This is a genomic window from Pseudoalteromonas sp. NC201 (assembly GCF_002850255.1).
GTDB lineage: Bacteria > Pseudomonadota > Gammaproteobacteria > Enterobacterales > Alteromonadaceae > Pseudoalteromonas.
Map to the genome: position 1 here is coordinate 758,657 of NZ_CP022523.1, position 21,368 is coordinate 780,024.

The following is a 21,368-nucleotide window of genomic DNA, read 5'->3' on the forward strand; positions in this document are numbered from 1 at the left end:
CTGTTCTCCGTCACCGATTGTTGGAAGTTGTTATGAATACTCAATTCCGTAAACGTTTACCTGATTCTGAGCTTTGCTATTACGATACAAAAGAAGCGGTAGAAGCCATCAAACCAGGTAGCTACGAGACTTTACCTTATACCTCACGCGTCCTTGCTGAAAACTTAGTACGCCGCGCTGAGCCTGAAAAACTCAATGATTATCTTGAACAAATTATCGAGCGTCGTCGCGATTTGGACTTTCCGTGGTTTCCTGCTCGCGTGGTTTGCCATGATATTTTGGGTCAAACTGCGCTAGTCGACCTTGCGGGTTTGCGTGATGCTATCGCTGAAAAAGGCGGCGATCCGGCTAAAGTCAATCCAGTCGTACCGACTCAACTGATTGTGGATCACAGCTTGGCTGTAGAGCACGCCGGTTATGAAGAAGATGCATTTGAGAAAAACCGCGCGATTGAAGACCGTCGAAATGACGACCGTTTTCATTTTATCAACTGGACCAAAACGGCATTTAAAAACGTTGATGTGATCCCGCCAGGCAACGGTATTTTGCACCAAATCAATTTGGAAAAAATGTCGCCAGTTATTCAAGCGCGCGACGGTGTTGCCTTCCCTGACACGCTTGTTGGCACCGACAGCCACACGCCACACGTTGATGCACTCGGTGTTATTGCCGTTGGTGTGGGTGGCCTTGAAGCAGAAAGCGTGATGCTTGGCCGTGCTTCATACATGCGATTGCCGGATATTGTTGGGGTTGAAATCATTGGCAAACGTCAACCGGGGATCACCGCAACGGATATCGTACTGGCGATCACTGAGTTTTTGCGTAAAGAGCGCGTCGTTTCTAGCTACTTAGAATTCTTTGGTGAAGGTACGCAAGATCTTAATTTAGGTGACCGTGCGACAATTTCAAACATGACACCAGAGTATGGTGCAACCGCGGCCATGTTCTACATCGATGAACAAACCATTGATTATTTGAAGCTCACAGGCCGTGATGACGAGCAAATAAAGCTGGTGGAAAAATACGCTAAGCTGACAGGACTTTGGGCTGATTCTTTACAAAACGTACAGTACGAGCGTGTACTTAAGTTCGATTTGTCGACGGTGACGCGTAATATTGCAGGTCCTTCAAATCCGCATCGCCGCGTTGCAACTAACGACCTTGCTAATCAAGGTATCGTTAAAGAGATTGAAGCGCCAAAAGATGGTTTGATGCCAGATGGTGCCGTGATCATCGCTGCTATCACCAGTTGCACTAATACCAGTAACCCACGTAACGTAGTTGCCGCAGGCTTACTGGCCCGTAATGCCAATAAATTAGGTCTTGCTCGTAAGCCTTGGGTGAAAACGTCTTTTGCACCGGGGTCAAAAGCAGTACGTTCTTATATGGAAGAGGCAAAGCTTCTACCTGAGCTTGAGCAGCTCGGTTTTGGTGTTGTTGCCTTTGCTTGTACGACTTGTAATGGCATGAGTGGTGCACTTGATCCGAAAATTCAACAAGAAGTGATTGACCGTGATTTATATTCAACGGCAGTGTTATCGGGTAACCGTAACTTTGACGGTCGAATTCACCCTTACGCAAAACAAGCCTTCTTAGCTTCACCACCGTTGGTTGTGGCTTATGCAATTGCAGGCACCGTGCGCTTTGATATTGAAAATGGTGTCTTAGGTCGTGACCAAGAGGGCAATCCGGTCACGCTTAAAGATATCTGGCCAAGCGATGAAGAAATCGATGCGGTGATCAAAGAAAGCGTAAAACCAGAGCAGTTCCGCGCCGTTTATGAGCCAATGTTTGACCTCACGGTAGACTATGGTGAAGACAACGACCCACTTTATCAGTGGCGTCCAACGAGTACCTATATTCGTCGTCCTCCTTATTGGGAAGGGGCACTCGCGAGCGAGCGTACCATGAAAGGCATGCGTCCATTAGCGATTTTAGGCGACAACATCACGACGGATCATTTATCGCCATCGAATGCGATTTTGGCAAGCAGTGCGGCGGGTGAGTATCTGGCTAAAATGGGCTTACCAGAGGAAGATTTCAACTCATACGCGACACATCGAGGTGATCACTTAACGGCGCAGCGTGCGACATTCGCCAACCCCAAACTGTTAAACGAAATGGTGGTAGAAAACGGTGAAGTAGTACAAGGTTCACTGGCGCGTGTTGAGCCTGAAGGCAAAGTCACCAGAATGTGGGAAGCCATCGAAACCTATATGGAGCGTAAACAGCCGCTGATCATCGTTGCAGGCGCAGATTACGGCCAAGGCTCGTCTCGTGACTGGGCTGCAAAAGGTGTGCGTTTGGCTGGAGTTGAAGTTATCGCAGCAGAAGGGTTTGAGCGTATTCACCGTACTAACTTAATCGGTATGGGTGTACTACCGCTTGAGTTTAAAGCGGGCACTACCCGTAAAACGCTTGAACTTGATGGTACAGAAACCTATGACGTTGAGGGGGAACCGGCACCAGGTGCTACATTAACTCTCGTAATTAACCGTCAAAGTGGTGAGCGTGTAGAGGTGCCTGTGACTTGTCGATTAGATACCTTTGAAGAAGTATCTATTTACTCTGCAGGTGGCGTGTTACAACGCTTTGCTCAAGACTTCCTCGAAGCGGAAGGCGTATAACCATGAGTCAATTTAAGCCGCAAATTAAAATTCCCGCCACTTATATGCGTGGCGGCACCTCTAAAGGGGTGTTCTTTAATTTAACAGATTTACCCGAGTACGCGCAGCAACCGGGTGAAGCGCGAGATAACTTGCTGCTACGTGTGATTGGCAGCCCAGATCCCTATGGTAAACATACCGATGGCATGGGCGGTGCAACTTCCAGTACCAGCAAAACCGTGATCTTAAGTAAAAGCGACAAAGCCGACCATGACGTGGACTACTTATTTGGTCAGGTTGCTATCGACAAACCATTTATTGATTGGAGCGGAAACTGTGGCAATTTAACGGCTGCGGTGGGGGCATTTGCAATCAGCAATGGCTTAGTCGATGCGAATAAAGTGCCAGAGAATGGTGTTGCTGTCGTTAAAATCTGGCAGGCGAATATTAGCAAAACCATAGTAGCGCATGTTCCAATCAGCAATGGAGAAGTGCAAGAGACGGGCGACTTTGAACTGGATGGCGTAACTTTCCCAGCAGCAGAAGTGGTGGTTGAGTTTATGGATCCAAGCGACCCAGATGTTGATATGTTTCCGTCGGGCAATCTCGTCGATACGTTAACTGTGCCTGATGAAGGCACCTTTGAAGTGACCATGATAAGTGCCGGGATCCCAACGCTTTTCTTCCGTGCTTCCGATTTAGGTTATGAAGGTACAGAGTTACAAGAAGCAATTAATGGAGACCCAGCTGCACTAGAGCGATTTGAAAAGTTCCGTGCTTATGGCGCAGTTAAAATGGGTTTAATAGGTCATATTGACGAAGCGAAAGTTCGCCAACATACCCCAAAAATTGCCTTCGTTGCACCTGCTAAATCTTATGCTGCGTCGAGCGGTAAAGCGGTGGCAGCCAATACCATCGACTTAAACGTTCGCGCCTTATCTATGGGTAAGTTGCACCATGCGATGATGGGAACTGCCGCTGTGGCGATAGCAACCGCGGCGGCAATTCCTGGCACCCTAGTTAACGAAGCCGCTGGTGGTGGTGATCTTAACTCCGTGACCTTTGGACATCCGTCAGGCACCTTAAAGGTTGGCGCTGAAGCACTGCAAGAGTCTGGTCGTTGGCAAGCTAAAAAAGCCGTCATGAGCCGCAGCGCTCGCGTGCTAATGGAAGGCCGAGTTCGCGTCCCAGAGGCGTAGCTCCATACTAAATTAAAGGCTCTGTTCCCAAGAGCCTTATTCTCTACATAAGAAAACTCCCGAGTTGTTGCTTGGTCGTTAAGGTGTGCCTGTCATTCGGCTTCTTCTTTGATTTCCACCATGCAGACTTGAAATTCATAAGGACGATATGATGTTTGAAGCTTTACTTTCTGTGGCAATCACAACCGCGGTGTTACTTGGTTCACCCGGTCCTGCGCCACTTGCGCTGGCTGCAACGGGGGCGAGTCAAGGTGTTAAAAAAGGTTTCCCGTTCTTAGCAGGTATTTTGGCAGGATTGCTTGTTGCGGTGATCTTTGCAGCCACTGGAATTGCAGGGTTACTGGTTAGTCATCCCCAAGTGGCGCTTGTACTCAAATGGCTTGCAGCCGCCTACTTAATTTATGTTGCCTACAAAATTGCAGCAAACAACGCTGCGCTTGGCAATGCAGGTACGCAGCTACCGAGCTTTAAAGATGGGTTTATTCTTAACCTCCTCAACCCCAAAGCCTACGCGGCTTGTATCGCTATTTTTGCGACGACTTCGGTGCCGGCAAGCTCAAACCTAGTTGCTACGCTACTTGCCGCTAGCGTGTGCTACGTGGTGGCGATAGTGGTCGACACAATGTGGCTGGTATTAGGTGGTGTGATTTTTAAAACACTGAATGATGAGACCGTACTTAAACGGATCCGAATTGGTTTTGCGTTGACTTTGGTTGTGCTCGTTCTTTACGGGCTATTTGTCGTTTGAGGTTGATGGGAAGTCACAGGCATAGCTTTTAGACTTGAATAGATGTAATAATCTGAGTTATGCAACCGTCACTCAGAAAAGCCAATGATCGCCCCACCAGATGAAAACAACGTCCCCATAAGTGACATCCGTGTTGAATTTTCGGACTCGGCATTTGCTTTGAGAACGTTAAGAGCGGGTGAATATCAACGGTTGGAGCGTCTGTTTTCGCTTAGATATGGTGAAGAGTACGATGCCGAAGAGTTATTAAAGTTACGACAACAAAGAGTGCTAGTACCTTTTTTACAAGCAGCTGAAGATAAATCAAAGCACTGTATTTGTGTGCGGCAAACTCAAACGCGCGAAATGCTTGGCATGATCTTAATTACAGTCGATGACTCAGCGGCCAAAAAAGTGCTGGTAGAAGAGAGTTGGTTTATCCACGATACTCTGTTCGACAAGGTGTTTTGTTTATTCGTGACAGAGTATTTGAATACGCTAGGTTTCGCTTTGGTTGAATTTAGAGTCGACGAGCGTAATGATTTAGTACGCCGGTTGGTTGAGCAACTTGGTGCGTGTTTTGATGGCATATTACGTCGTGCAGGTGTTTATCGGAACGAGTGCTTCAACCAAGCTGTGTACTCTATTTCTCAGGAAGAGTGGCAGTGCGTTGTTCCTCTGTATTCTATTTACAAAGCATTGCCACAATAATAATGAAGCTTAAAGTGTGCATTTATGGAAAGTAAACCAAAGTATCGGCTGGGTCCGTTAGCGCGACTAGCTCGGCAACTTGATAATGATGCATGTTCCGGAATTAGATTCTGTTTCACACTCAATTACGCCATTAAAATACTGAGTGACAATAGCGAGCGCAACACTTAGCCCTAAGCCTAGGCCTTTTTGTGTGCGATTACCGACAACAAAAGGATCAAATACTTTATCTTTGATTTCATGTGGAATACCGCCGCCGTTGTCCGTGACTTTAATCGTATATCCAAGTTTTGAGGCTTGAGCCGATATAATCACACATGGGCTTCGCACTGAGTTATCAGCAAAGGCGTGGTAAAACGCATTTTCTATTACAGGTTGGAAAACCTGCTGTAACAATCTCTCTGGGGCGGTGATAGCAAGTGCTTCGGGAATATCTAAAGTAATATCAATATGTGGGTGTTGATTGGCAAGCTCGCTCACACAGTGTGCGATAAGCGGTTGTAAGTAAACTGGCTTTACTTCTCCTTCAAATCCAGTATTGGTGATGATTTTGAGCTTGTCGATAATACCGGTTATCCGCTCGGTACTATTGACGACGAGCTTGGCACAGCTTTCGATATTTTCTATCGAATGCAATAAAGCAGACTTAGCTATTTCATTTTTATTTACCCTTTGTCTTACCCCTTCAACAAGCAATAGTTGGTTACTGGAAGCGGTCATGGCGACGCCAATCGGCGTGTTAATCTCATGGGCAAGTCCTGGGATCAATCGCACCAGCGTTGCTGACTTTTCGGCGTTTATCAGGCGTTTTTGAGTCTCACTGAGTTCACTGATCGCGTGATTAAGTGCTTTGTTTTTTTCTATTAACTCTTCAGTTTGGCTTTTTACCTCCGTATTTAGATAATCAATAATACTTTTACGGATGGCCGAACGAGAGTTGTACAACGTGATGAGGCTAAGTAATAGCAAGATAAAGCAAACAAACGCGGCACCATAATAGGATTTTACCTTTTTATTGCTGCTTGCAAGGAGTGAGCTGAAATCCTGCTCTCTGCGTTCTAAAAAGGCATTGATGTGCGTCATTATATGTACTTTACTTTGGAGGTAAGCCTCGCTGTACAAAATCTTGAGGGCCTGTTGATTTTTCCCTGTTGCCACGAGTTCAAAGGCTTCACGCTCAAGTGACACGAGTGCTTCACTTTTATCCTCTGCATTTCGCAACATAGTTAATTCATCCGTAGAAACTCCGTTTTCTAATAATAATGTCAGTAGCGCTTTTGGTGCTTCTTTTTCAAATGGCGCCTGACCCTCTTTGACCAGCAACATGTCCCAATAAACGCGGTGCAAATGCTTAGGGCGAGGGGAAGTGCCGTTACGGATAGTTAAGATCTCATCAAAAAATTGCTTAAACTTAGGGTTGCCTGTGGCGGCATAAGCCCGCGCCATCATGGTGAGTTGATCTGAGCTGAGTCTTAACTCTTGGGATAAACGAACAAGATTAAAATTTTTTCCTATTTCTTGCTCTTGCGCTTCTTTATTGACGAATGCTAAAAATGTGAACACCACAGAAAGAAAAAAAAGCAGCATGGAGAGCGCTGATATATGGTAGAAGTACTTAAAGCTAAACGACTGACTTGGGTGAAGTATGTTGCTTTGACTGGCTGCCATGTATTCAACGTTGTTAAGACTCGAATACACAAAGTATAGTTAACCTAAGCTCGGAATAACAATTTGTTCTCTGGCCGTTGTCATCCCTCGTTCTGGTTGGTCGTTCTAGGCTTTTGTCACTTTGCCGAAGTGAGAAAGCAGCCAAATGGCTATCAAGTATTTGGCTGCTCGATGGGTCTAGTCGAAAGTAAGTACGATCCTGCCGTTAATGTCGCTATTGAGCATATCGTCAAATATATCGTTGATTTGCTCAAGTGGCTTGGTTTCAATAATGGCCTTTACCTTGCCCTCAGCGGCAAACTGCAAGCATTCAGTGAGATCTTGACGGGTACCAACGATGCTGCCAACAACACTGATACCTTTAAGAACGGTATCAAATATAGGAATAGGCATTTCCTCTGGTGGTAAGCCAACGAGCACGCAAGTACCGCCTCGCTTCACGCTGTTAAATGATGTCGTAAAGGCAGGCTTTGAGACCGCTGTACAAACTACGGCTTGGACTCCACCTAGCTTATTTTGCATCAACTCTGCGGGATCGCTCTGCTTAAAGTCGATACATAAATCGGCGCCAAGCTCTTTTGCTAGTGCTAACTTTGATTCGCCAGTGTCAACTGCAACTACATTAAGCCCCATTGCTTTGGCGTATTGCACTGCTAAGTGACCAAGGCCTCCTACACCAATAATGGCAACCCATTCACCGGGTTTAGCTTTCGATACTTTTAGTGCTTTATAGGTGGTGACGCCCGCGCAGAATAGAGGAGCGGCATCGACAAATGACAAGCCTTCGGGGATTTTTACCACGTAGTTGGCATCGGCTTTACAGTACTGTGCGTAACCGCCGTCGACGGAATAGCCGCTATTTAACTGCTCTGGACATAAGTTTTCGTCGCCTTTTAGGCAGTGTTCACAATGACCGCAGGCGCTATGAAGCCAAGGTACACCGACTCTATCACCAACGGCTAGATGTTTAACATCGTCAGCTTTTGCGATAACAGTACCCACACCTTCGTGACCAGGCACTAGTGGTAATTTAGGCTTAACTGGCCAGTCACCATGACAGGCGTGTAAGTCGGTGTGACAAACACCACAGGCGGCTATTTCAACGATGACCGACCCTTGTGTAAGTTGCGGTTTCTCAATTTCTTGAATTTCTAACGGTTGTTTAAATTGGTGCACTAACGCTGCTTTCATCTTTTTGCTCCTTGATTGAGTCGATGGTAGCTTAGCAGCTATAACCAGAAACAACTTGATCCGAAACAATGAATAAGATGAGAGTAAACAAAAATGGCGAGCACAATGCTCGTCATATCATTAATTGGTTATAAAAAGTAAGTCGTTACTTCCTGCTACGTAACAGCGCAAATGGTGCTGCTAGTAGTATCCAAGATAGTGAGTCACTTGAAGGTTTTAATGTTGGATCTGGTGTAGGTGCTGTCGAAATGATGAATTAAGCGCTACTTTTATATTGTTGATTCAAACTAGAAAACCGATCACGGTGAGTTGATTTAAGGTTTTTATTGCAAATATATACACTCTATTTTTAAATGATACTTTAATAAGAATAAGTACTTAATACAACAGCGTTTTATATCATGGGAAAGCATATGGATCTAAATAGCTTTAAAAGCAGGTGTTTAACAGGAATTTTCGCTGCAAATAAGGAGTCTCCTGAACTGACAACTTTGTTTGACGAGTTTGTCAAATTCTTTGGTACACTGAGTGGAGTTGATACTCAGTTTGATATGAATGATTGGAGTAGTGTTCATACTGAATATGGTGTTGCTATTTCTCCTGTTCAGGCAGCTAAATGCTCTCAAGAACTGCTGCGCAGTTTGATTTTTATGCAAGGTGTAAAAGCGGCTATCGAAGATAAACAGCGAGAAGGGTTATCTGAAGTTCATATTTTATACGCAGGCACTGGTCCTTACGCCACGTTGCTGCTTCCATTGTTAGCACTACATCCCAACCTTCCTGTTAGGGCAACCCTGATTGACATACATCCAGAAAATATAGCTGCGGTAAAAAAGTTAATTGATGCTTTTGATGTAGAGCACCGTATCGAACGCTTGGTTTGTTGTGATGCGTTAAAATGGCAGGATGAAGAAAAATGTAGCTTTGATATCGTGATTTCAGAAACGATGACAGCATTACTAAAAAGAGAGCCACAAGTTTGGATCTTCAAGCACTTATTTCCCTACCTAAAAGAAGACGGTATTTTGATCCCTGAGTCTATCGCGTTGTCGGCAATGTTAAATAGAAAAGGGGAGCAAATACACGTTGGAGAATTTTTTAACTTACAGAAGTCTTCGGTACAGAAGCTCAGCCGTGGTGACGATACGTTATTACGTGGGGAGTTGATTATCCCGGATAGCCACCAGCCTGGAGATGGCTTTAAGTTGCAAACGGATATTATAGTCTATGGCCATTATGTCCTTGGTGAAAATGAATGCAGCCTCAATATTCCTTTTACTATTCCATGTGAGGCGACAAATTTATCTGCTGGCGCTATTGTTAAATATGAGTACACCAATTATGAATCTCCTGAGTTTGTGTTCAACTTCCCAGCATCGCCGCGTTTTGTGCAAGATAATCACCTTGCACCAATAGATGAACAGGGGAAGCTTGGCCTTGTCGGAATAAAAAGTGCTTTTCAGCATTCTCAGCTCATCAAGTATGGTAAGAATGTGGCAATGCCTGAAAATATTTGGTTATGTCAGCAAGCTTTATGTGAGGCTTGTGATATATCACTCCAAGATTGGCTATCGCAACTTTATCAGTCAGCTACATTAGAAGTTTTTGAAGCGTGGCTGATCGAGCAAGAATCGAGGTTACAGGATAGCCTTTTCATTAATGAACTTAATTCAAAGCTCTTACTTAACTATAAAAGCGAATGAGATGCTCACATTAGTTCAAGGGGTTTTTTACACAACTTCCAGCTTTGAGCAAAATGGAGAATGCGGATGATTATAAGGAATTTATCTTGAGCAATTCGCTGCTTGTTCATCAGCAGTTATTTTCTGAGCCCAACATACACTATTTAACAATCCACTCAGATAGTGAAATAGTTGGCTTTATAATTTTAGCCGTTGAACCAGAACTGAAAAGTGTTGAATTTTGCCGGATTGTGGTTGCTAAAAAGGGATTGGGAATAGGGCAAGAAGCGATAAATCAGATGGAAAAATACGTGTTAGAGGAGTTGCGTACAACGCGAGTTTGGCTAGATGTTTTTGCAGATAATACGCGAGCGCAGCACATATACCAAAAGCTTGGATATCAGCAGTTCGATACGATACCTTACGACAATAAAATCCTGTTAATATTCGAAAAGCACTTACACTAATGTCTAAATCAAGTAACGAAAATTATCAAAAATGGTTAGCTGTATATGGGCGGTTGGTGGACTTCTCACTTGAGGATTGGCTTCTTATGGCTCCGTATATAAAAATCGGTCATATCACAGCCGATACGATGCTATTCGAACAAGGTGAGAAAATCTCGAGTGTTTATTTCTTATTAGATGGTTATGGACGTTATTTCTACCTAGATGAAAAGGGTAATGAACGGAACAAATCTCTGCTACAGAAGGGCGGGGCATTCTCTTGTTTATCTTGTTATCTAGAAGAACAGCCGAGTCCATTTTCAACGCAAACGCTAACAGACTGTGTTATTGCCGAAATTCGCTATGCTGACTTAGTCACTGTATCTGAGCAAAACCTCAACTGGGGACGGTTTGTGCGCAAAATTTATGAACAGTTAGTGCTTAAAAAAGAGAAACGCGAAGCGGCGTTACTCCAGTTAAGTGCAAAGGAAAGGTACTTACGCTTTATCACAGAAAATCAAGCATTAAGCCGCTCGGTTGCTTTGCGCCATATCGCAATGTACCTTGGGATCACGGATGTATCGCTGTCGAGAATTAGAAAAGAGCTTGGCTTAACATAGGTTAAGGCATAGCAACAAAATTCGCATTACCTTATCTCTAATTATTGTTCTAAAGGTAAGGAATAACATCATGAAAAAGCTACTGCCTCCTATTTTACTGTTTTTATTTGTCATATTGATGCCTGTGGTGTGTTGGTTGACTGCTGCACCACATTTTATTTATTACCCTTTCAATCTGTTAGGGTTAATACCGATTGCTTTGGGGTTTGCACTGGCCAAGTCGGGCAGCATGATATTCGCGAGGGAAGAAACCGATATTATGACTTTCAATAAGCCTGATAAATTAGTGGAGGCTGGGGTATTTCAATATACCCGCAATCCCATGTACCTAGGTTTTGTCATTGCATTACTAGGCTATGCCGTATTAATCGGTGGTGCACTCGTGTCATTTTTGTTTGTGACTGCTTTTTTACTTATTGCCGACAGATGGTACATTCGATTTGAAGAAAAAATGATGGAACAAACTTTTGGAGATGCCTATTTACGCTATCAAAGGAGAGTGCGTCGTTGGCTTTAAACATCCAGCATAAATAAGGGTTAAATGGTGCAAGATATTGATTATTCAAAATCCCTACAAACAATTGTTGGAAAAGTGGTTAGGGTGTATCAATCTGGAGATATGCTTACCCAAGATCATCAACCTCAGCGACTTAATATTGAGTTAAACGACGCGCAACAGGTCGTGCGTATGTGGTGGGGATAGCCCCACCCAGTTTGTATATTGATTGATGAAGATGATGTATTTCGTCCAATAAAATGACTAAAGGTAACAAGATGCATATTGGCCTAGTTAAGGTATTTTTTGTTTTAGCCACGTTCATGAGCCTAACTATTTATGCCGCTAGCTACGATGAAATAACAGATATTGATGCGCTAGCGGCGCATTTTGATGAGCCCACTTTTGAACAACACTTCTTAGAAGAAGACATGGAGTTCATTTGGTTTTACTTTAAGGATATTGACCATTCCTTTTTAGTTAATATCGAAACGGGAGAGGTCTGCCATCATTTTAAAGGCAAAAAGAGAGAGTCTTGTTTTCCGGCAAGTTATTTTGAGTAAATCTATTTAAAGGAGCAGCGATGTCACACTCAAGTTGTAATTTGGTCCAATCTCCTTGCATCAGAAAGTGCTGTTTGGATGATAAAGATGTGTGCTTAGGCTGCTTTAGGACGTTGGACGAAATCACCAGCTGGACAAGTTACAGCGAAGATGAAAAGCTCAAAGTCTTAGCGCATTGTACGAGGCGCAAACAGCAACATGCTCAGAAATATAATAGGAATTGACCTCTCTATAATGACAAAGCAAAAATAGCTCAGCTTTTGTCTCGCTTTTGGCACAGTCATTACTGTAGTCGTGTCTCATTTTCGAGACATGCTTTATCGGGTATTATCTTAATTTATTTTTATGTTATTGATTTATAATTAGAAAAAGTTTGGCCTGAAATTTGATTCATCAACTGTATTCTCAAAGTGGAGTACAAAGTATGGATATAAAACTGGCGAAAACAAAGCGCATGCCGATTAAGAAGCTCGCGTTGCTTGTAATTGTGCTACTTGTGGTCGGTTTGGTGTTTTTTGCCAAAGCGTATACCCAAAGTGCATCAAACGTGGTTTTCCAAGAAGAGTTAATCGTTGCTACAGTCCAACAGGGCGAGTTTGAACTCAGTGTTAAGGGACTTGGTAGTCTTGCATTGGAGAAACGCCATTTGGTTACTAGTAGTAGTGGCGGCAAAGTAGTTGAAGTGCTGGTTAAACCGGGTGAAATGGTCACTCAAGGTACGCTACTTGCTCGGCTTGAAAACCCATCACTGCGCGAAGCGCTCATTCAAAAACATAGCCAACTTACCAAAATTTCAGCACAACATGAGGCCGAACTTGCAGAGTTAAAGGCCAAAGTGCAAGAGGCCCACACCGCACATCATGATGCTTTGTTGGGTTATAAAGCAGACAAAATTCAGTGGCAGGCGCAAAAAACCTTAATAGAAAAGGGCAATAGCACGATCTCTATGCTTGATCATCAACGCAGCGAGTTTGCAATGCAGCGTAGTCAAAAGCAAGTGGAGTTACAGCAAGCTAGGGTTGCCACTCAGCAACAAGTACAGCAGGCAAAAGCCAAAGCGCAGCTGGCTGAGCAAGCAAGCCTACGATCCGAAATTAAGCTACTTGAAGAGAATATCGCAGCGCTTGATGTGCGCTCGCCAATCACTGGACAAATTCAGGATGTGCTGATTGAAGTGGGCATGCAATTGTCTAATACCAGTTCAGTTGCAGAGGTGGCAGATCCGCGTTTGCTGGTTGCTAAGATAAACATCGCGGAACTAGATGCGCCGCATGTACAAGTTGGGCAGTCGGCTACAATCGATACTTACACTTCGCGTTTTAACGCCATCGTAAAACGTGTTTCCCCAAAGGTCACCAATAGCCAAGTTGAAGTGGAGCTGAGCATTGAAGGCACTTTGCCAAGAGAAGCCAGAGATAAACTTAACATTGAAGGGGTTATTGTAACGAGCTATAAACCCGAGGCTATATTCGTCGCAATACCGGCCAATGCCATTGCAAATAATCAAGCGAGCGTGTTTGTTGTTAATAAACATCTCGCGACGAAAAAAACGGTTAAATTTGGTCAGCGTTCGGTAAACTACATCGAAGTGCTTGAAGGCCTTAATAAAAATCAAACTATCATTATTTCCGATATGGAAAAGTATACTCAAGATAGCCAAGTGCTAGTGCGTTAACAGGACACTATTATGAACTCAGTCATTCAACTTAATAACATCAAAAAGCGGTTTCAGACGGATGAAATTGCAACTCAAGCACTAGACGGTATTAATCTCGTGGTAGAGCCCGGCGAGTTTGTGGCTATCACGGGACCTTCGGGGTGCGGCAAGTCTACGTTACTGTCAATTTTGGGCCTGATTGATGAGCCAAGTAACGGCGAGTATTTTATCAGCGGTAACCAAGCATTTAATTTGAGCTCAGACGAGCGTGCTCATATTCGCGCTAACCATATAGGCTTTATTTTTCAGGCATTTAATCTTATCAGTGATTTAAATGTACTTGAAAATGTCATGTTACCGCTGACTTATATCGGCGGCATTAGCCAAAAAGAAATGGAGCAAAAAGCCAAAGATGCACTGGCGATGGTGGGGTTAGAAAACCGAGTAAATCATTTTCCCTCTCAACTTTCAGGTGGTCAGCAACAGCGGGCCGCAGTTGCAAGAGCGTTGATTAACAGCCCCGACCTCATTCTCGCCGATGAGCCGACTGGTAACTTAGACTCAAACAATGCCCAGCAAGTGCTAGGGTTGTTGAGCGAGCTTCATGCAGCTGGCAAAACGATATGTATGGTAACGCATGATATTGAATCAACGACCTACGCCAGCCGGGTGATCTCAATGCTTGATGGCAATATTTTACGAGATAAAAAGCAGCTTGACCGTGTAAGTAAAGTCGTTGGAGCTTAGTATGGGATTACTTTTAGATTTTCGCTATGCGCTGAGAAACATCGCAAAATCAATGCGATTTACGTTATTGATGATGTTTATTATGGTTGGTAGTTTGACCATATCATTGATTGGCTTTAATTATATTTATACCGTGGCATTCTCACATAGCCAAGTAGGGAATGGCAGCTCTGAAATCAGGATCTTCAAGGTTCGCAACCCTATCAGCACGCAAAATCGATTTGAATATAGCATGCTGCCACAACTACGAGAACTTGATGAAGTTAAGCAACTTGAGGAGTGGCTTTATATTGCACCTGTGAGTGTTTGGGTAAGTGACGCTGAGCGAGGAAATCATTATCGAGGCTCCTATGTTGATGAGCGCTTTTTCCAGTTTATGGATATTAAGCCTGAGCTCGGGCGATTTTATACCGCTGAGGACTTTGTGGGATCAGCTCAAGATGTAGTCGTGATTTCAGACTATCTATGGTCGCATTTATTCCAAGGTAGCGAAGATGTTATTGGGCGTACGATGATCGTTGATCAAAAGCCCTACGAGATAATCGGCGTGATGCCCAAACGTAATAACTTCCCGATATTTTCTAAACTCTGGCTACCGCTTAAAGGTAATAACGCAGCACCTGCTGATGCTATTGATATTATTTATAAGATGCCAAACGAGGTGGTAGAGTCAAAGCTAGAGCAACGCTTAAGTTTATTCTTCACTGACTACGCGAAGCAACGCGCTAGTCAGTCAGAGCTCGAGGTGGATAAAACAGTTCGAGTTGAATCAATGACTTTAGTAGAATACAACACTGATGGTGAGGCGATATTTGTATTTACCCTATTTATGATAGGTATCGTACTCATTTTGCTTATTTCCTCAATCAACATTAGTAACTTACTCTTTGCCAAAATAATCGAGAGACAAAAAGAATCGGCTATTCGTGCCGCGATTGGTGCGAAAAAATTAAGAGTTGTTCAGCAGCATGCTTGTGAGGGCTTTATTTACTGCTTTAGCAGTTGGGTAGTGGCGCTATTGCTAACGGATCTCGGTTTGCGGGCATTGAACTTTGTTATTAATATGATGATTGGTGGCAAAATGCCGTACTGGTGGTATTGGCAATTAAATACCATCACTATCTTGGTGTCATTGTTGTTGATAAGCTTTGTATTTACTATTGCTGTGCTGTTACCTGCAGTGAAAACCGCTAACTTTAACATCAATGATGTACTGCGAGACGGCACGCGAGGTGCAACCGGCAAACAGGCTGGATTGATGTCAAAACGGCTATTGTCTTTGCAGGTGACTTTAGTGAGCTTTATGTTGATGGCGTCGAGCACCATAGGTTATGTGATGTACTCTATGGCGGGAAACATCGACGGAGAGACTCTCAAAGGGGTGCATTCCACTGAGCTGCAATTTCAAGCTGAAAACGAATTTTCGAGTGATAAAGCGGTCGAAATGGCAAGCGCGTTGGTTGTGGGTATGACACTGGATCCTGCTTTTAAAGAAGGGCGCGTGTATCAGCGTGAGATTGAACTTGATGTGCAAACAAGCGAAGGCGAAGTCTACACCGATAAAATCATAAATATTGAAGCTGTAACTCATCTTTTCAAGCGCGAACTGCAAAGCGGCAGAAACTTTACCGCACAAGACAACACAGAAGCGGCACCCGTGGTGATCATTAGTCAGTCTCTCGCAAAGGCTTTGTTTGGCAGTGAGGAAGTATTGGGGCGCTCACTGATGTTACGTGATGCAAAATGGCCAAGTGCTAAAATAATTGGCATAGCAGTGGATGAAATGAGCGTTGTCGCCAGTGAACGTCGTCATGAGGTCTATTTTAGTTTTCGTCAATATGCGCCAAAGGATAACGCAATGGCGGTTAAATTCGTCACTGAACTGCCGCCAAGCCAAAGTTACGAAGCGTTCTATCGCGTGTTAGGTAGGCTTTCAAGTAAGCTCGAAACTAGCTATGTTTTTGATCACTACGACAACCATCGCTCTATGATGGGGGCATTCACTAGCATCATTTATGTGTTTTTGATTGTGGGTGGATTTGCCTTAACGCTTTCTTTAATCGGCATTTATGCCATGGGCCTTAGTAATATTAATAAATCTAGCTATGAAATAGGCATCCGCCGTGCGCTTGGCTCCAAAGATCGCCAGATCATGTTGTTATTTATCAAGAAAAATCTAACCCATACCGTTATAGGGCTGACTATTTCTGCATTAATTTTCTATATCTTGTGTTATCTTGCTGTAGACTTTTTCCGTGGTATTGTGCCGTTTAGTGTTATGTTTGGTGCGGGTAGCATTACTTTGCTACTGGTATTTGTTGCGGTATGCCTTGCGCTTTATATCCCGGTGAAACGCAGCATAAAAGTCCAACCTGCGGTTAGCTTAAGAATGGAATAATAATTTGAAAAAGGTGTTAATAGTAGACGACTCGCTTGATATTCAGGCGAGTCTGAAGTTTTTACTTGAGGATGAAGGCTATGCTTGCCATGGTGTGGTGACACCAGACGCAGCATTTGATTATGTCAGTACACAGGAAGTGGACTTGGTGCTATTGGATATGAACTTTACCCATGACACCACCAGTGGCAAAGAAGGGTTGGCGGCGATTGCTAAGCTCATTCAAATAGATCCGCTTTTACCCATTGTGGTGATGACTGGTTGGGCGACATTAGACCTTGCCGTTACTGCCCTAAAGCAAGGAGCGGCCGATTTCATTGAAAAGCCATGGGATGATGAGCGCCTTGCTCATAGCATCAAAGTACAAATCGAGAAGCGAGCTGACAGACAACATTTAGCGCGGCTATCTGCTGAAAACGAACGCCTTAAACAGCCCCAACAAACGATCAACTTTGTTACGCAAAGTGAGAAAAAACAGCGTGTGCTGACACAGCTCACCCAGTTGGCACAAAGCGATATGAACATCTTGCTGACCGGTGAAAATGGCACAGGAAAGAGCTATTACGCACAGTATGTACACGAGCATTCAAGTCGTGCTGGTGGCAGTTTTATTTCGATTAATATGGGGGCAGTGAGCGACGAGCTATTTAACTCTGAGTTATTTGGCCATAAAAAGGGGGCATTTACTGATGCGAAAGCAGATCGAGTGGGTGCATTTACACTCGCAAGTAATGGCTCGTTGTTTTTAGATGAAATTGCCAATTTATCTTTGCAATCTCAAGCAAAGTTGCTTCAAGTGTTAGAAGAGCGGAAGTACGCGGCGGTTGGCAGTCACAAAGTTTTGGATAATACTGCGAGAATAATTTCTGCCACCAACTGCCAACTTAATGAAGCGATTGCCAATAACCAGTTTCGCCAAGATTTATATTATCGATTAAATACTATAGAAGTAGAAATACCGCCTTTAAGAGCGTGCCCAGAGGATATCTTGCCATTAGCAAAGCGTTTTTTAATGCGCTTCAGTCAAGATTACAAAAAATCACCACCAATCATTATGCCTTGTGCTGCTAAAGCACTGAGTGCTTATGACTTTCCTGGCAATGTAAGAGAGCTTAAACATATGATGGAGCGCGTGGTATTTACATGTTCAAACGCCCGAGTATTTGCCAGCGATTTGGCGCTCAGTCCCACACCGCACTCAGCGTTGCAATCGGTGAATACTGCTACTGTGAGCACATCAGAAAATCACGATTTAACGCTGGATGAAATTATTGAGCAAGCACTATTTAAAAGACTGGAATTTCACGGTGGTAATGTATCAAAAGCGGCGAAGAGCTTGGGACTATCGCGCAGTGCGTGGTATCGCAAAATGGATAAATATGAGTAGGAGATAAGCAAGCTTGTTTTATCGATTTGGACACTGGTTGTTAAGTGCATTACTACTCGTTATTGCTAACGTTCTGCTCCTTGTGCACAATTACCCGGTTGCACTCGTTATATTGCTAGATTTGGTATTTGCGCTGTGTTTTGCACTGCTCACTTATAAATATAGCTCTACAAGACAAAACACTATTAATCTCATTGATACCTTGTTGATATCGCTTCGCCAAGGCGATTATGCTCTAAGAGCGGCACATGGCAAAGACGCACAATTATATTCAACGGTGGAACACTTAAACGCGCTTGCACAAACCATGCAAGCCGATCAGCGAGCGCTGGCAGAGCAAAGCGACCTGCTAAAGCAAATCATTGAAAAGCTTGATTGTGCACTTATCGTGTTTGACAAACAAAGCGTTGCATTTGCCAACAGCTACGCTGAGCGCACCTTTTTTGACTGTTACAAAGACGATGCTTGGCGCTGGTTTCAGTCATTACAAGCTCAGCAAAAACAAGGAAAGGTTTCGGTGATGCTTGACGGTACCGAGCATGCTTTTTTGCTTGAACACGACAGCTGCTACATTGCCAATAAACCTCACACTTTACTGGTTTTAAAACAGCTCGATAGTATTTTATATCAACAAGAAAAAGACGCCTTACAGCGGTTTGTCCGTATTTTAAGTCACGAGATCAATAACACCATAGCGCCGATTGGTACGATAGCTCGCAGCCTAACCAAGCGCCTAGACCGTGAGTTAGATTTAGAAAGGTTTACTAGTGGGCTGTCACTCATCAACGAGCGCGCCAATTACCTTAAATCTTTTATGGGCAACTATGCCTCACTTGCCAAATTACCTCCTGCGCATAAGCAGATTGTTGCACTCAGTGAGTTTTGCACTCAGCTACAAAGTATCTACCCTCAGCTAAAGGTAGAAAGCACAGCGGACCTGCTCGGTTTTTTTGATACGAGTCAAATCAAACAGGTGCTTTGCCATCTTATTAACAATGCCCAAGAAGCGTGCACACCTTCGCCAGAAGTCACACTCAACATCACCCCCGATGCAGACAAGTTAGCGTTTACGGTCACAGATACAGGCCCCGGTTTTTCCAACCTAAACGAAGCTGCTGAAGCATTTTACACCACCAAAGCTGATGGCAACGGCATAGGCCTTATGCTCTCTCGCATTATTATTGAAAACCACGGTGGACAACTCAAACTAGGCAATAACTCAAGCGGTGGTGCAAAAGTCAGTTTTAGCGTAGAGCGGGGTGGGAGTTGAGTGCTGAAAGTAACAAGCAAAAAACGAAGACACCCAGTGTAATGTATTCAAAATAATTAGTGAAAGAGTACAAGTATGAAGCGGGTCGCAGGGTGAAAAATTTGAAAGACTTTAATAAAAAAACAACATTAATAAGGATTGTTTATGACATCACGATGCATTTTATTGGCATTTGCACTAGCTAGTACAATTGTGTTTGCAACTCCACATAATGGTTCGTTCGACCCAGCTAAGGGAACTTGGCAGAACAAAGATGAAGATGGTGATGGTGTGTTAGACGAGCATGATGAGTTTCCATTTGACAGTCAACGCGCTCGTTATCCCGAAATTGTCGAGATTGAACCTAATGATAACCCCAGCAATGCGGTAAAAGTTGCGCATCAACTTCCGTTTAAAGTAAAAGGGGTTATTTCAAATGCGGGTGATAATGGTGATTTGTACCAATTTAGTGCAAACAAGGGCGACTATATCTCAGCTCGCATTACCTATAGCTCCGATAATTTTAAGCCTAAAGTGTATTTTTCCGAGCAAGGTGGTTTTGTGATCAACTCATCGCAGATCCATACCCATAGCGCACTCAAAATGGCGCATATCCTGACTAAAATACCCCATGACGGAAAATTCAATTTGAGCGTCATTGATGATTTTTCGGGTGGCGCGCCGGACTATTCCTATGAAATTTACGTATTTAAAGATAAGGACACCGACGGTATTGATGATCATGCAGAATATGCAATTGGTGTTGAACCAACTCGTATTGATACCGATAGAGACTCTATCCATGACTTCTATGAGTATTATGTAAAGCAAGGCGCTACACTCGATGAGGACAATAACGGGGTAATTAACTTATTAGACTTAGACAGTGATGGCGACGGCATTAGTGATGAGCGCGAAGGCTCAGGAAATGCAGATCAAGATGATAAATTAAACTTTTTGGATCTTGATTCTGATAATGATGGAGTCGCGGACGCCGACGAAAAACTCAACGCGAAAGGGTGGCCTGAAGACTCTGACAAAGACGGGGTTGAGGATTTTATCGATCTAGATAATGATGGCGACAAAGTGTTAGATATTTATGACGCTGAGCCGTATGAGCGAGTACGAGGCTTTAGATTAAGCGACTCACCAAGTGTACAAATATCCTCTCAAGCCGGCTACTACAATGGCTATTCATTACCTCGAATTTATCGTATCGGCGATAGTGTTGTATTTACTGGTGATGACTTTGCCGGGCTGGAGAACCCAAAAGTGGTTATCTATAACGGTGAAGAAATTTATAATATCGCGCCAACATCGCACACTAACTCAGAGCTAATCTTTGAGCTCAATCTACCATTTCGCAAATATAAGGCATTTATTTACACTCGAAATAAGCGTTCTAATGAAGTGCGATTAAGCCCATACAAAGCGGGTTCACCGTTAATATTTGGATATGCCTCAATCAAAGTTCAAGAAGGTGAGCAATATGAGCTTAAGGGAGTGGGGTTTGATGATAAAACCCGCATCATAATGGGAAATAAAACACTTGTTCCTTCAACTCATACACCATCTAGTCTTACATTTACTATACCAACTGGTATAACAAAAGGCATATTACAATTAACGAATAATGTTGGAACGAGCAATAAGGTTCGGTATCGGGTGCAAGCACGCTAAAAAATAAAGAACGATAGTAGACCAAAGAAGATTAAGACACCCACCTCAAAGAAAGAGAAAAAACGGTTAAAGTTTGTCGTGGGTGTCAGCCATTTCCTTTTCGAATCACGATTAATGATTTAGTCGCTATTTGTATCGGACGCTATTTCCATGATTGCTAATGAGCACTGCCCGTATTTTTCCTCATTTATGTGGCTTGATATTTTTATGTTTCATTACTATTTTTATTTTTTTAAAAAATGAATGGGTTTGAATTGATTTTATTTTGGTTTTTGTGTTTGTATTAAGTGTGGTTGGGTTTGCTATAGAGTTTTTTATAATTATAAATTGTTGAGAGTTAT

Annotated in this window: 19 protein-coding genes; 17 read left to right on the forward strand and 2 right to left on the reverse strand. The window is 43.4% G+C overall.

Features of this window, described 5'->3' with window-relative positions; genetic code table 11:
• Window positions 1-32: 32 nt before the first annotated feature.
• The 4 genes from acnD to PNC201_RS21250 all read left to right on the forward strand — a co-directional run bounded on the left by acnD (window position 33) and on the right by PNC201_RS21250 (window position 5,243).
• Window positions 33-2,627, forward strand: coding sequence for a Fe/S-dependent 2-methylisocitrate dehydratase AcnD (acnD, locus tag PNC201_RS21235; RefSeq protein ID WP_039496387.1), 2,595 nt, complete (start codon window positions 33-35; stop codon window positions 2,625-2,627).
• A 2-nt stretch (window positions 2,628-2,629) separates the two neighbouring features.
• Window positions 2,630-3,805 carry a 2-methylaconitate cis-trans isomerase PrpF gene (prpF, locus tag PNC201_RS21240; protein WP_102058338.1) on the forward strand — a complete coding sequence of 392 codons (1,176 nt, stop codon included), beginning with the start codon at window positions 2,630-2,632 and terminating at the stop codon, window positions 3,803-3,805.
• Between the two features lie 148 nt (window positions 3,806-3,953).
• Complete coding sequence (locus PNC201_RS21245) at window positions 3,954-4,553, forward strand: LysE family translocator (protein WP_233525263.1); 600 nt, start codon at window positions 3,954-3,956, stop codon at window positions 4,551-4,553.
• Between the two features lie 84 nt (window positions 4,554-4,637).
• A complete protein-coding gene (locus tag PNC201_RS21250) occupies window positions 4,638-5,243 on the forward strand; it encodes a GNAT family N-acetyltransferase (protein ID WP_010603808.1) in 606 nt (201 codons plus the stop codon).
• Window positions 5,244-5,309: 66 nt separating this feature from the next.
• Here the strand turns inward: PNC201_RS21250 and PNC201_RS21255 are convergent, their stop codons facing one another.
• Together PNC201_RS21255 and adhP are read right to left on the reverse strand one after the other, a co-directional pair.
• A complete protein-coding gene (locus tag PNC201_RS21255; protein ID WP_102058340.1) occupies window positions 5,310-6,911 on the reverse strand; it encodes a sensor histidine kinase in 1,602 nt (533 codons plus the stop codon).
• 177 nt (window positions 6,912-7,088) lie between these two features.
• Entirely contained in the window at window positions 7,089-8,102 is a 1,014-nt protein-coding gene (gene adhP, locus PNC201_RS21260; protein ID WP_102058341.1) for an alcohol dehydrogenase AdhP, read from the reverse strand.
• Window positions 8,103-8,515: 413 nt separating this feature from the next.
• On the opposite strand from adhP, the gene PNC201_RS21265 reads away from it, so the two are divergent.
• The 13 genes from PNC201_RS21265 (at window position 8,516) to PNC201_RS21325 (ending at window position 21,027) form a co-directional block, all read left to right on the forward strand.
• Window positions 8,516-9,805, forward strand: a complete 1,290-nt coding sequence (locus PNC201_RS21265) for a class I SAM-dependent methyltransferase (RefSeq protein ID WP_102058342.1) — start codon at window positions 8,516-8,518, stop codon at window positions 9,803-9,805.
• Window positions 9,806-9,891: 86 nt separating this feature from the next.
• Window positions 9,892-10,251: a GNAT family N-acetyltransferase gene (locus PNC201_RS21270; protein ID WP_233525264.1), complete on the forward strand. Its 360-nt coding sequence runs from the start codon at window positions 9,892-9,894 to the stop codon at window positions 10,249-10,251.
• The gene (locus tag PNC201_RS21275; protein WP_102058344.1) at window positions 10,251-10,850 is read left to right on the forward strand and encodes a Crp/Fnr family transcriptional regulator; all 600 of its coding nucleotides are present in this window, start codon (window positions 10,251-10,253) and stop codon (window positions 10,848-10,850) included. Before PNC201_RS21270 ends, PNC201_RS21275 begins: the two co-directional genes overlap by 1 nt.
• Window positions 10,851-10,920: 70 nt before the next feature.
• Window positions 10,921-11,367, forward strand: coding sequence for a methyltransferase family protein (locus tag PNC201_RS21280; RefSeq protein ID WP_102058345.1), 447 nt, complete (start codon window positions 10,921-10,923; stop codon window positions 11,365-11,367).
• 24 nt (window positions 11,368-11,391) lie between these two features.
• Entirely contained in the window at window positions 11,392-11,553 is a 162-nt protein-coding gene (locus tag PNC201_RS21285; protein WP_010603803.1) for an I78 family peptidase inhibitor, read from the forward strand.
• A gap of 71 nt (window positions 11,554-11,624) precedes the next feature.
• A complete protein-coding gene (locus PNC201_RS21290) occupies window positions 11,625-11,909 on the forward strand; it encodes a hypothetical protein (RefSeq protein WP_102058346.1) in 285 nt (94 codons plus the stop codon).
• Between the two features lie 20 nt (window positions 11,910-11,929).
• Entirely contained in the window at window positions 11,930-12,133 is a 204-nt protein-coding gene (locus PNC201_RS21295; protein ID WP_102058347.1) for a DUF1289 domain-containing protein, read from the forward strand.
• A gap of 200 nt (window positions 12,134-12,333) precedes the next feature.
• A complete protein-coding gene (locus PNC201_RS21300; protein ID WP_102058348.1) occupies window positions 12,334-13,584 on the forward strand; it encodes an efflux RND transporter periplasmic adaptor subunit in 1,251 nt (416 codons plus the stop codon).
• A gap of 12 nt (window positions 13,585-13,596) precedes the next feature.
• Entirely contained in the window at window positions 13,597-14,313 is a 717-nt protein-coding gene (locus PNC201_RS21305) for an ABC transporter ATP-binding protein (RefSeq protein WP_010603799.1), read from the forward strand.
• A 1-nt stretch (window position 14,314) separates the two neighbouring features.
• Entirely contained in the window at window positions 14,315-16,711 is a 2,397-nt protein-coding gene (locus tag PNC201_RS21310; protein ID WP_102058349.1) for an ABC transporter permease, read from the forward strand.
• A 4-nt stretch (window positions 16,712-16,715) separates the two neighbouring features.
• Window positions 16,716-18,098, forward strand: coding sequence for a sigma-54-dependent transcriptional regulator (locus PNC201_RS21315; RefSeq protein WP_102058350.1), 1,383 nt, complete (start codon window positions 16,716-16,718; stop codon window positions 18,096-18,098).
• 13 nt (window positions 18,099-18,111) lie between these two features.
• Window positions 18,112-19,368, forward strand: coding sequence for a sensor histidine kinase (locus PNC201_RS21320; RefSeq protein ID WP_102058351.1), 1,257 nt, complete (start codon window positions 18,112-18,114; stop codon window positions 19,366-19,368).
• Between the two features lie 144 nt (window positions 19,369-19,512).
• The gene (locus PNC201_RS21325; RefSeq protein WP_102058352.1) at window positions 19,513-21,027 is read left to right on the forward strand and encodes a cell surface receptor IPT/TIG domain-containing protein; all 1,515 of its coding nucleotides are present in this window, start codon (window positions 19,513-19,515) and stop codon (window positions 21,025-21,027) included.
• Window positions 21,028-21,368: the final 341 nt, after the last annotated feature.